This is a genomic window from Candidatus Desulforudis audaxviator MP104C (genome assembly GCF_000018425.1).
Lineage (GTDB): Bacteria > Bacillota > Desulfotomaculia > Desulfotomaculales > Desulforudaceae > Desulforudis > Desulforudis audaxviator.
In genome coordinates this window covers 1658940-1671119 of record NC_010424.1, presented here as the reverse complement: position 1 = coordinate 1671119, position 12180 = coordinate 1658940, and the positions used below count along the sequence as shown (strand labels likewise).

At 60.6% G+C, this 12180-nt stretch carries 10 protein-coding genes; 6 read left to right on the top strand and 4 right to left on the bottom strand.

Annotated features, from left to right (window positions below):
- Positions 1 to 126 precede the first annotated feature (126 nt).
- The 5 genes from DAUD_RS13250 to DAUD_RS11640 all read left to right on the top strand — a co-directional run bounded on the left by DAUD_RS13250 (position 127) and on the right by DAUD_RS11640 (position 6313).
- Positions 127 to 777 (top strand): molybdopterin-binding domain-containing protein, encoded by a 651-nt coding sequence (locus tag DAUD_RS13250; protein WP_012302664.1) that lies wholly within the window; start codon positions 127 to 129, stop codon positions 775 to 777.
- Positions 778 to 789: 12 nt separating this feature from the next.
- A complete protein-coding gene (gene fdnG, locus DAUD_RS08030; RefSeq protein WP_012302663.1) occupies positions 790 to 3216 on the top strand; it encodes a formate dehydrogenase-N subunit alpha in 2427 nt (808 codons plus the stop codon).
- 126 nt (positions 3217 to 3342) lie between these two features.
- Positions 3343 to 4062, top strand: coding sequence for a 4Fe-4S dicluster domain-containing protein (locus tag DAUD_RS08025; RefSeq protein ID WP_242647836.1), 720 nt, complete (start codon positions 3343 to 3345; stop codon positions 4060 to 4062).
- Between the two features lie 42 nt (positions 4063 to 4104).
- Positions 4105 to 5289 carry an NrfD/PsrC family molybdoenzyme membrane anchor subunit gene (gene nrfD / locus DAUD_RS08020; RefSeq protein ID WP_012302661.1) on the top strand — a complete coding sequence of 395 codons (1185 nt, stop codon included), beginning with the start codon at positions 4105 to 4107 and terminating at the stop codon, positions 5287 to 5289.
- 184 nt (positions 5290 to 5473) lie between these two features.
- Positions 5474 to 6313 carry a formate dehydrogenase accessory protein FdhE gene (locus DAUD_RS11640; RefSeq protein WP_242647917.1) on the top strand — a complete coding sequence of 280 codons (840 nt, stop codon included), beginning with the start codon at positions 5474 to 5476 and terminating at the stop codon, positions 6311 to 6313.
- Positions 6314 to 6411: 98 nt separating this feature from the next.
- Here DAUD_RS11640 and DAUD_RS08010 read toward each other — a convergent pair whose 3' ends face one another.
- The 4 genes from DAUD_RS08010 to DAUD_RS07995 all read right to left on the bottom strand — a co-directional run bounded on the left by DAUD_RS08010 (position 6412) and on the right by DAUD_RS07995 (position 9734).
- On the bottom strand, positions 6412 to 6531 hold the full coding sequence (locus DAUD_RS08010; protein WP_012302659.1) for a desulfoferrodoxin FeS4 iron-binding domain-containing protein: 120 nt from the start codon (positions 6529 to 6531) through the stop codon (positions 6412 to 6414).
- A gap of 20 nt (positions 6532 to 6551) precedes the next feature.
- Entirely contained in the window at positions 6552 to 6983 is a 432-nt protein-coding gene (locus DAUD_RS08005; RefSeq protein WP_012302658.1) for an ACT domain-containing protein, read from the bottom strand.
- A 3-nt stretch (positions 6984 to 6986) separates the two neighbouring features.
- On the bottom strand, positions 6987 to 8312 hold the full coding sequence (locus tag DAUD_RS08000; protein ID WP_012302657.1) for a phenylacetate--CoA ligase family protein: 1326 nt from the start codon (positions 8310 to 8312) through the stop codon (positions 6987 to 6989).
- Between the two features lie 126 nt (positions 8313 to 8438).
- Positions 8439 to 9734, bottom strand: a complete 1296-nt coding sequence (locus DAUD_RS07995) for a phenylacetate--CoA ligase family protein (RefSeq protein WP_012302656.1) — start codon at positions 9732 to 9734, stop codon at positions 8439 to 8441.
- Positions 9735 to 10012: 278 nt separating this feature from the next.
- On the opposite strand from DAUD_RS07995, the gene acs reads away from it, so the two are divergent.
- The gene (gene acs / locus DAUD_RS07990; RefSeq protein WP_012302655.1) at positions 10013 to 11995 is read left to right on the top strand and encodes an acetate--CoA ligase; all 1983 of its coding nucleotides are present in this window, start codon (positions 10013 to 10015) and stop codon (positions 11993 to 11995) included.
- Positions 11996 to 12180: the final 185 nt, after the last annotated feature.

Below are 12180 nucleotides of genomic sequence, written 5' to 3'. Positions count from 1 at the left end.
AAGCCCCCCTTGTGCAATAGCTCGTAAAGGTACAAAGAGGAAGGAGGGTGTTAGCTGCGATTACTTAATTTTCAGTTAATTGTCTAGATGAGGTCAGGAATACTGAAGGGAGGTCCTGAGTTTTCTATGAAGAAGCTTAGCAGGCGGGCTTTCCTAAAATCCGTCGGTCTCGGCGCGGCGGGCCTGACGGCGCTGGATATAATCGGCGGTGGGAAGTCCGCTGAAGCGGCGACGCTGCTTCTCAAGTCGCGCACGGACATGCCGGAGTTTAAGCTCCAGTACGCCGAAGAAACCTACACCATTTGCGGCTGGTGCTCCGGCGGGTGCGGCGCGATCATCTACACCAAGGACGGAAAGGTAATCGACAGTATCGGCGACCCCGACCACCCGATCAACGAGGGCGCGATGTGCCCCAAGGGGCGCGCTCTCTCCGACCTGCGGCACGTCGTCGGCCAATCCGAACGCCGGCACTCCATGTGGCCCAACCCCCGTATCGACAACCCGCGGCGCCTGACCAAGCCCCTGTACCGTGCGCCCTACAGCACGGAATGGCAGGAAATCAGCTGGGACACGGCCATCGCGGAGATCGTCAAGCGGGTCAAGGCCACGCGGGACGCCACTTTCGAGACCACCGACGCCAACGGCGTGACGGTGAACCGCACGCAGGCCATCGCCCAGTTTGGCAGCGCCACCATCAACAACGAGGAAAACTACCTGATGCAAAAGTGGGCGCGCGCTCTGGGCCTCATCAACATCTGTTTCCACGCCCGTCTCTGACACTCCGTCACCGTGGCCGGTCTGGCCAATACCTACGGCAGAGGCGTGATGACCAACCACTGGACTGACTACCAGTTTGCGGACGCCTGGCTGGTAATCGGCGGCAACCCCGCGGAAAACCACCCCATCGCCTTCAAGTGGATCACCAAGGCCCGGGAAAGCCGGGGCGCCAAGCTGATCGTCGTCGACCCGCGGGTCTCCAAGACCGCGTCGCTGGCCGACATCTACGCGCCCTTAAGGCCCGGCACCGACATCGCGTTCTTCAACGGTTTCATAAAGTACATCCTAGACAACAACCTCTACCACGAGGAGTACGTGGTTAACTACACCAACGCGTCGTATATCATCAACCCCGACTTTAAACTGGAAGACGGTGTATTTTCCGGTTTCGACGGTGGAAAGTACGACAAGGCCACCTGGCAGTATACCGAGGAAAAGGACCCGACGTTGGAGCACCCCAACTGCGTTTTCCAACTGCTGAAAAAGCACGTTTCCCGCTACGACCTCAAGACGGTGTCCCGCATCTGTGGCACGCCCGAAAACAAGCTGGTGGAAGTCTGGAAGGCTTTCGCCGAAACCGGCAAGCCCGGGAAGGCCGGCAGCATCCTGTACGCCATGGGTATGACCCAGCACACCCACGGTGCGCAAAACGTGCGCGCCCTCGCCATCCTGCAGCTCCTTTTGGGCAACATGGGCATGCCCGGCGGCGGCGTGAACGCGCAGCGCGGCGAGGCCAACGTGCAGGGTGCCACCGACCAGGGCATGCTGTTTCACATCACCACGGGTTATAACCCCATGCCGAGCGCGGCGGCGCACCCCACGTGGGCCGACTACGTTGAAAAGACTACGCCGAAAGCCGGCTACTGGACCAACCGGCCCAAGTTCGTGGCCGCCATGTTGAAAGCCTGGTACGGAGATAAGGCCACCGCGGAAAACGACTACTGCTTCGACTGGTTGCCCAAACTGGCCACCGGCGACCACTCGCACATGGCCATCTTTCGCGACATCGCCCTCGGGAAAATCAAGGGCCTGTTCGCCTGGGGGCAGAACTTGGTGGTCTGCGGCCCGTCGCAAGTCCAAGCACGCGCCGGCATGGCCAATTTGGAGTGGCTGGTGTGCATGGATCTCTTTGAGACCGAGACGGCGGCCTTCTGGAAAGCCCCGGACCTCGACGCGGCCCGGATCGGCACCGAGGTGTTTCTGCTGCCGGCGGCCGGCCCGTACGAAAAGGAAGGCACGGTCACCAACAGCGGCCGCTGGATTCAGTGGCGCTACAAGGCGGTTGATCCGCCCGGCGAGGCTAAGTCCGACCTGTGGATCGTCGACCGGCTGTTTAAAACCCTCCGCGCGGAATACAAGGCCAAGGGCGGCGCGTTCCCGGACGCGATCATAAACATGGTTTGGGATTACGGCGACCCGCCGGACCCGAACAAGGTCGCCATGGAAATGAACGGTTTTAGCCTCGAAACCGGTGAGCTATTGCCGAACTTCACCGCGATCGCTAATTCGGACCTGGGTGCCGTGTCTTCCGGGTGCTGGATTTACAGCGGCTTCTACAACAACGTGAACGACCCGGCCTGCAAGCGACGCAACAGAGAGGACAAGAGCGGGCTGGCCATGTACCACAACTGGTCGTGGGCCTGGCCGCTGAACCGCCGCATCGTTTACAACCGGTGTTCCTGCGACCCACAGGGCCGGCCGTGGGATCCCAAGCGGGCCCCGGTGGAGTGGGACGGCGCCCAGTGGGTCCTCCGGGATGTACCGGACTTTAACGCCAAGGTTCCGCCCGAGGAAACGGCGACCAAGCCGTTTATCATGCTGGCTGAAGGCCAGGCGCTCCTGTTCTCTATCCCGATGGCCGATGGCCCGTTCCCGGAACACTACGAGCCGGTGGAAAGCCCGGTCAAGAACATTATGTCCAAGCAGCAGATCAACCCGTGTACCCGGTTCTATGGGCCGCACTTCGAGAAGTTTGCCGCGGTCGGCAGCGAGGAGTTCCCGTACGTGTGCACCACGCTGCGGCTGGTCGAGCACTACCAGAGCGGCGGCCTGACCCGGAACCTGCCCTTTCTGGTGGAGCTGCAGCCCGAGATGTTCGTGATGATCTCGAAGAGCCTGGGCGAGAAGCTGGGCATCAAGACTTACGACTGGGTTAAGGTCAGTACCGCCCGGGGCGCCATCGAGTGCAAGGTGGGTGTCACCCCGCTGGTGAAGCCGCTGGAGGTCGACGGCAAGCCGGTGGAGATAGTCTACATGCCGTGGCATTGGGGCTTCATGGGCCTGTCGGCCGGCGCCATCGCCAACGACCTGACGCCGGCGGCCGGCGACCCGAACACTATGATTCCGGAGTACAAGGCTTTTCTGTGCAACATCGAAAAGGTCAAGGCCGGCGCGCCTCCGGCGCCGCGGACCCGGGCCCGGGCCATCTACGACCTGTAGGCTCCGTGAGATGTTACAGCGCGGAAAGCCTGACTCTATAAGCGGAGGTGCGAATAAGTGGGTTCATTGGGTTCATATGGAGTGTTAGTCGACATCACGAAGTGCATCGGGTGTCGTGCTTGCCAGGTGGCGTGCAAGAACTGGAACAACCTGCCCGCCACCAAGACCTGGTTCAACGCCGACGGATCGAACCCGCCCGTGATGGACCACTACAATGTCACGCGGGTCGGATTCCACACCTTGGAGATCAACGGCGAGTACAAGCAGCGGTTCGCCAAGATTCAGTGCAACCACTGCCTGGAGCCGCTCTGCGCCGAGGTCTGTTTCGTGCACGCCTACGTGGTAAGGCCGGAGGGCCCCGTGATCTACTTCAACCCGGAGATCTGCGTGGGTTGCCGGTACTGCCAACTGGCCTGCCCGTTCCTGAACATCCAGATGAAGTGGGACGAGACTTGGTCCCGGGTCAGGAAGTGCGACTTCTGTTTCGACCGGCTGGCGAACGGCATGTTGCCGTCTTGCGTCATCACCTGCCCGAGCGGAGCGCTGAAGTTCGGCAAGCGGGATGAGTTGCTGGCGGAAGCGAAGGACAAGATCGCGAAGAACCCGGATAAGTACGTGGACCACATCTTCGGCGAGAAAGAAGTGGGCGGCACATCCTGGATCTACATCTCGGACGTCCCCTTCGAGCAACTCGGGTTCAACACCGACGTCATGCACAAGAGTCCCACGGAGTATACCTGGAAGTACGTTGCGAAGGCGCCCATCCTCGCGGTGAGCCTGCCGATTCTTTTCGCGGCGCTGTACGTGTATACCAAGCGGCGCGCCGAGAACGAAGGCGGGCACTAGTCGGTGAACGACAAAACATATGGATAAGAGGAGGGTACATCCGTGTACGACGAAAGGTATACGAACCGGTTTGGTTTCCGGCTGACCCCGCTCCGCTGGGCCATGCTGGCCTTTCTCGTCTTCTTCGCGGCGGTCGCCGGCTACCGGTTCGCCTTCGGCCTGGGACCGGTAACCGCCCTGAACGACGAGTGGACCTGGGGCTTGTGGAAGTGGCTGGTATTCCCCGCGGTCGCGTTGGCCGGCTGCGGTTACGGCACCGTGTTCCTGGCGCACATCCTGCACATCAAGGCGTTCCGGCCGGTCATCCGGGTGGCGATGGTCGTATCGCTCTTGGGCTACACCATCGCGATGACCGGATTGCTCTTTGACATCACCGTCTACTACAACTTCTGGCGTCCGTTCGTGTACTGGGGCTACACCTCGATCCTGTTTGAAGTGCTCTGGTGTATGACCCTGTACTGGACCATACAGATCCTGGAGTTCGGGCACATCGCCTTCGAGCGGATTGACGCGCCGCGGATCTACAACCTGCTGGACAAGGCGATGCCGCTTCTGATCTGCGTGGGCATCATGCTCCCGTCGCTGCACCAGGCGTCCCTGGGCGGGCTCTTCATCGCCACCGTCAACCTGTATCCCACCTGGTGGTCGACGTGGGTCCCGTGGTTCTTCATGATCTCCTCCCTGTACGTCGGCCCGGCGGTGGTGGCCTTTTCCTGCTGGGCGCTGGCCCGGATCTACGGCAAGGACTTCAACGACTACATGCCGTCCTTGAGCAAACTGACCCTGGTGGGGGCCTACCTGATGGTCTTCTACCTGGTCTTGAAGGTGTGGGACCTGACGGCGCGCGGGGCCTGGGGTTACGTGTTCAACGGCACGTTGCAGGCGAACATGTACCTTTTGGAGATGGTGCCGTTCTTCCTGGTGCCGCTGGTGATGTTTCTGGTACCGTCCATCCGGAACTCGGTTGGGGGGCTCATTACCGCTTCGATCCTGAGTTCGACCGGTGTGATCCTGAACCGGACCAACGTGGTCTTCACCGGGATGGCCCAGGCCTACGAGCGGTCTTACTTTCCGACCTGGATGGAGTGGGTCGGGTTAATCGGCCTTTTGGTGGGTGCGGTCCTGGTGATCCTCTTCTTCGTGGAGAACTTCCGCGTGCTGGAAGGGGACCCCGAACATCACGCCAAGAAGGAACCCGCGAAGAAGCCGGTGAGCGTGCAAGCCTAGCAAAAAAGGTGTCAGACACCTTTTTCCACCTTTTTCGCAGATGGCCGGGGGGCGAAAGCCCCCCGGTTTCCTTCTTTCTCACCTCTAACCTCTCACCTCACACCTCTCATTCGGTTGCTTTTACCGCAGGTGTTTGTTAGGATTGAGCTAGTCAATTAAATTAGGAGATGATAGCGTGTCGGAAATGGATGTCCAGTTTGTTGAACCGCACCTGTTGGATCTGTATCGCGAGCTGCGCACTGTAACGGTGCCCCCGGAGAAGCTGCAAACCGGCCCGGTAGTGCCTGAAATACTGGAAACGTGGCAGTCCGGCATTCCGATGCTCTATTGCCACCCCCCGCAGATTGACGTGGAAAGCTTCTTCGAGGTGCTTGAAGAAATAAGTAGGATTCTAAAACAATATCATCCCGACCGCTCAGAGGATGTGAACCGTATCTTGGCGGCTTTGCCGGCCGAGGCGGAGGCCCGAAGCAAGAGTGTGGCGGAAGTGCTGCGGCGGGACGGCGAATGGCTGAGCAATTTTGTGTCCGAGAAGGACCTCCCTGAAGAAATGGTGGGATTCATGATCAGCTTGACCCTGCGACCGTTCCTGCGGCATTTCTCAGCCCAACTCAGGGAGTCGCTGGACCTGGAATCGTGGCGGAAACGGTTCTGTCCGGTCTGCGGCGGACACGCCAACTTCTCCCGCTTGTCAAGGGAGATTGGGGCGCGTACTTTGTACTGTTCGCTTTGCGAAACCGAATGGCCTTTTGCCCGTATCGGGTGCGCGTTTTGTAACGAGTCCGACCAGAAGCAATTCCGGTTCTTCACGGTGGATGAGGCGCAGCGGTACCGGGTATACGTTTGTGAGACGTGCAAGGGTTACATTAAGACCATTGATGAAGGCAAGACGCCCATCGACGAAAAGATAGAGCTGTTCTGGGAAGATGTGAAGACCGTGCACCTCGACCTTTTGGCCATGCAGGAGGGGTACGAGAACAAGATCGCCGAGATTCCCGCTTACGGCGACGAAGTGAAGAACTAGATTGGACGAGGGTTTGAATTGATAGATATGATCAAACAGGCCGGACCTTGACTACACAGTCAGGCCCGGCCTGCGCGTGTATGCCCGTATTCTCTGGATTACTCCGTCTTGGTCATCGGCTTTCCACAGCACACCAGCGTGCCCTGGCCTTCCTGTTTCACCACGACCACGTTCGTGCATATCTGGCACTTGTACGTTTCGCCCAACTTGGTCGCCATCCCGCATCCTCCTCTCCCACCTAGATCTGGTGGACGATGTTGTAATCCTGGACCGTGACCCCGTTGGCGCTGAGTACTTCGACGGCCCGTTGCAGATCCTCCACTTTAAGCAGTACCAAGGCGTTTTCGGCCGACTTAGACACAAAAGCATACAGATATTCGATGTTGATGCCCGATTCGTGCAGCAGGTCAAGCACCCCCGCCAGGCCGCCCGGACGGTCCGGCACCTCCACGGCCAGCACCTCGGTCTCGCTGACGGTGAACCCGGCATCCTTCAGCACCTGGTAGGCCCGGGCGGGGTCGTTGACGATGAGCCGCAGAATACCGAAGTCGGAAGTGTCGGCGATGGAAAGCGCCCGGATGTTAAACCCGTTGTCCGCCAGAAGCCTGGCCACGGCGGCCAGCCGCCCCGACTTGTTCTCCAGGAAGATCGAAATCTGCTTTACCCACATGTTTTATCCCTCTTTCGGTTTATTCTTTCCGGGAAGGTCACGCTTGTCGACCACCCGCTTGGCCTTACCCTGGCTACGCTCGATGGTTTTCGGCTCCACCAGTCTCACTTCCACTCCGATGCCCAGGGTGCTTTCGATCTCCCGCTTGATGGTCTTCCCGAGGGATTCCAGGTGCCGCACCTCGTCGCGGAAGAAGTTTTCGGACACTTCCACCCAGACCTCGAGGTGATCCAGCGGGCCTTTGCGGTCCACTACCAGCAGGTAGTGCGGCTCGGCGTGCCCGATCTCCAGCAGGACGCTCTCAATCTGGGACGGGAAGACGTTCACCCCGCGGATGATCAGCATATCATCGGTGCGTCCCATGACCTTGGACATCCGGACATGTGTCCGGCCGCAGGGACAGGGCTCGACGTAGAGGGCGGCGATGTCTCGGGTGCGGTACCGGATCAGCGGGAAAGCTTCCTTGGTCAGAGTCGTGATCACCAGTTCACCTTCCTCACCCGGGGGTAGCTGTGCCCCGGTGGCCGGGTCGATGATTTCCGGCAGGAAGTGGTCGTCAAAAATGTGCAAGCCCGTGTTGTACAGGCACTCGCTCGCCACTCCGGGACCGATGATCTCGCTTAAGCCGAAGATGTCGATGGCGACCACGTTCAGCTTCTTTTCAATCTCCCGAGCCATTTGCGGCGACCAAGGCTCGGCCCCGAAAACCCCGACCCGCAGCCGGATTCGCGACCGGTCGGTGCCCATTTCCTCCAGCACCTCGGAGAGGTGCAGCGCGTAGGAAGGGGTGCAGGCCAGCACGGTGGTGCCGAAGTCCTCCATCAGCATTATCTGGCGCTTGGTGTTGCCCACCGAAATCGGTACCACCGTGGCTCCCACCTTCTCGGCGCCGTAGTGCACCCCCAAACCGCCGGTGAACAGGCCGTACCCGTAAGCGATCTGGATGATGTCGTCGTCTTTGACGCCGGCGCACATCAGGGTCCGGGCCATCACTTCGGACCAGGTATCGATGTCCTTGCGGGTGTAACCCACCACGGTGGGTTTGCCGGTGGTGCCGGACGAGGCGTGCACCCGGACGGTGTTTGCCAGGGGCGTGGCAAAGAGCCCGAAGGGGTAGGTCCGGCGCAGGTCGTCCTTCGTGGTGAAGGGCAGGTGCGCCAGGTCGTCCAGGGATTTGATGTCGCCCGGACGGATACCCGCCTCCCGGAGCACCCGCTGGTAGTGCGGCACGTTTTCGTAAACCCGGCGTACCAGCCCCTGCAAGCGCTCCAGCTGCAGTATCTTGCGCTCCTCGGCCGGCATGCACTCCATTTCCCGGTTCCAGTACATTATTCCCAACCCTCCTGATCTATCTCTGGTCCAAAGGCTTGTCCATAACTCCAACCTAAGCCACTAAAAAGGTACTCCCAAAAGGCCGGTTACGTCAATCTTTGTTCAAGGCTGGTTTGCCGGTTTCTAGATCCGTCGGCGGTCAATCACACGTTTGGCCTTGCCCGCCGTGCGCTCCAGTGAGCGGTACTCCACCAGCTTGACTTTTGGGGTGATGTTCAGGGTGCTCTGGAGGCGCTCTTTAATGTTTCTCTCGAGGGTCTCCAGGTCACGGAAGGCGCCGGTGAAGTAGTCGGCGGCCAGTTCGACCTGCACTTCCATTTCGTCCAGGTATCCTTTCCGGTCCACAATGATCTGGTAGTGCGGCCCGACTCCGGCGGTGTCCATCAGAATCTCCTCCACCTGGGACGGGAAGACGTTCACCCCGCGGATGATCAGCATGTCGTCCGTCCGCCCGAACACGCGGCGCATGCGCACGGTGGTCCGCCCGCAGGGGCATGGGGTGTAATCCAGGGTGGTCAAATCCCTGGTCCGGTAGCGGAGGAGCGGCAGACCCTCCTTGGTCAGGGTGGTAATGACCAGTTCCCCCTGCTCACCCGGGGGTAGGGTCTCGCCGGTTTCGGGATCGATGATCTCCGGCAGAAAGTGGTCCTCCGAAATGTGCAGGCCGTCCTGGAACCGGCACTCGCCGGACACGCCCGGTCCGATCAGCTCACTCATCCCGTAGTTGTCGGTAGCCGTAAAACCCCAGGCGGTTTGCAGTTCATGGCGCAGGCCCTCCGACCAGGGCTCAGAACCGAAAAGGCCCAGCCGGAGTCCCAGCCGGGCGGGGTCCAGCCCGTTCTCGCGGGCCACCTCGGCGATGTACAGGGCGTAGGTCGGCGTACTCACCAGCGCGGTGGTGTTAAAGTCCTGCATCAGGCGGAGCTGGCGCTGGGTATTCCCGGCGGACGCGGGGACGACGGTGGCCCCGACCCGTTCCAGCCCGTAGTGCAGGCCGAAACCTCCGGTAAAGAGGCCATAGCTGAAGCAGATTTGCACGACGTCCCGGGGTTTCACCCCGGCCTGGACCACCACCCGGGCCACCAGTTCCGACCAAGTGCGCAGGTCTTTGCGTGTGTAGCCCACCACGGTCGGCCGGCCGGTGGTGCCCGATGAAGCGTGAATCCGCACCATCTTTTCCAGGGGCACCGCGAACAGCCCGTACGGGTAATTGTCGCGCAAGTCGTCTTTTTCGGTGAACGGCAGCTTTTGCAGTTCGGAAAGGTTTTTGATGTCGGTCGGCTTAAAGCCCATTTCTTGCAGGCGGTTGCGGTAGAAGGGCACCTTCTGGTAGACCCGGCGGACCACGGACTTCAGCCGGTCCAACTGAAGGCGCGCCATGTCTTCCCGCGGCAGTGTTTCCATCCGGTCCCAGATCATAGTGTGTCAACTCCATCGTTCCGGTAAAAATACCATTCGCCAAGAGGGTTCCGAATTTCCTGCCGGCTCGACAACGTTTTGCGGCCCGGCCGTTCGCCCGGCGCAGGCGACCATTCGCCTTCGGCTTTCTACCGTTGGGCGCTGCTATTCACCGGTGGACCTCGACATTCGGCGATTGGCCCCCAAATCCTTTTCACCTTTTAGCGACGCACGGTAAAATACATATAACACTCTTTGGAATTGGTGTAAATCTCAATCTTTGAAGGGGGAGGGCTTCCGTGGCCGTCAAGAAGGAGACTATCGAAACCCTACTCGAGGAGAGCCGCATATTTCACCCCGACGAGCAGTTCACCCGGCAGGCCAACGTCAAGAACCGGGACATTTACGCCGAGGCCCGGGCGAACCCGCGGATTTTCTGGGCGATGCAGGCCGAGCGTCTGGACTGGTACCGCAAATGGGACCAGGTCCTGGATTGGGAGCCCCCGTTCGCCAAATGGTTCGTGAACGGGAAGCTGAACGCGTGTTACAACTGCGTCGACCGGCACCTCAACACCTGGCGGAAGAACAAGGCCGCCATCATCTTTGAGGGTGAACCGGGGGATAGTCGAATTCTGACCTATTGGGACCTATGGCGCGAGGTCACCCAGTTCGCCAATGTGCTACGCATGTTGGGGGTCCGGAAGGGCGACCGCGTGGCCATCTACCTGCCCATGATCGCCGAGGCGGCTATCGCCATGCTGGCCTGCGCCCGGATCGGCGCGCCCCACAGCGTGGTGTTCGGAGGGTTTTCCGCCGAAGCGCTGCGCGACCGTATCAACGACGCCGGGGCGAAGCTCTTGATTACTGCGGACGGCGGCTGGCGCCGGGGCAAAATCGTGCCTCTGAAGCGGAACGCCGATGCGGCCCTGACGGAGTGCCCGTCCGTGGACAAGGTCCTGGTGGTCAAGCGCACCGGCCAGGAAGTGCCGATGCAGGATGGGCGCGACTACTGGTACGACAACCTGGTGGTCGGGGTGACCGTAGGCGGGCCGTGTGAGGAAATGGACTCCGAGGATATGCTCTTCATTCTGTATACGAGCGGTACCACCGGCAAGCCCAAGGGTGTGGTCCATACTACCGGCGGCTACCTGACCGGGGTTTCCACCACCCACCATATGGTCTTCGACATCAAGGATCGTGATGTTTACTGGTGCACGGCGGACGTCGGCTGGGTTACCGGGCACAGCTACGTGGTTTACGGACCGCTGGCGAACGGGGCGACGACGGTGATTTACGAGGGGGCGCCCGACTTCCCCGAGTTCGACCGCTTCTGGGCGATCATTGAGCGCTACGGGGTGAACGTATTCTACACCGCGCCCACGGCCATTCGGGCCTTTATGAAGTGGGGCGAGGAGTGGCCTGCCCGGCGCGATCTTTCCAGCCTGCGCCTTTTAGGCACGGTCGGTGAGCCGATCAACCCGGAGGCCTGGATCTGGTACCACAAGCACATCGGGTCGGAACGGTGCCCGATTGTGGATACCTGGTGGCAGACCGAAACCGGGATGATCATGATCAGCGCCCTGCCGGGGATCATCTCCACGAAGCCGGGCTCAGCTTCGGTGCCGCTCCCGGGCGTAGAGATCGACGTGGTCGACAAGGAAGGGAACTCGGTGATGCTGGGCAAAGGCGGCTTTCTGGTGATCAAGGAGCCCTGGCCGGCCATGCTCCGCACCATTTACGGCGATAACGAGCGGTACGTGCGCGAGTACTGGGGCAAGATTCCGGGCCACACCCTGTACTTCTCCGGGGACGGTGCGCGCCGCGACTATCACAACTACTTCTGGATCCTGGGCCGGGTCGACGACGTGATCAACGTGGCCGGACACCGGCTGAGCACCATGGAAATCGAGAGCGCGCTGGTCGATCACCCCTGGGTGGCCGAATCGGCAGCGATCGGCAAGGCGCACGATCTCAAGGGGCAGGCCATCTCGGTGTTCGTGACTTTGAAAGGGAAGTACTTCAAGGAGCTCAAGGACGGGTCGAAGACAAGGGCCGAATTCACGTCCGAACTCAAAGCCCACGTGGTGAAGAAAATCGGGGCGATCGCCCGGCCAGACGACATCTTCCTGACCGCCGAACTGCCGAAGACCAGAAGCGGCAAGATCATGCGGCGCCTGCTGCGGGATATCGCCGAGGGCCGGGCCCTGGGCGACACCACCACCCTGGCCGACCCCGCGGTCTGCCGGGAACTCAAGGAAAAGTACGAGAGCAAGGAATCTTAAAACGATGCTGACCGGAGGGGCGAACCCCGTTGGATAAACAGCGGGACAAGCTCCCCCGGACCAAGGTTTTTGCCGGTGAAAAAGATATAAACACCGGTGTGGTTTCCCGGGAAAAGGCGGTCTGCAGGCCGCCGCCAACCATAGCCGGAGGATTGCCTGCTGCGCAGGGACAGATCAACCGCTAT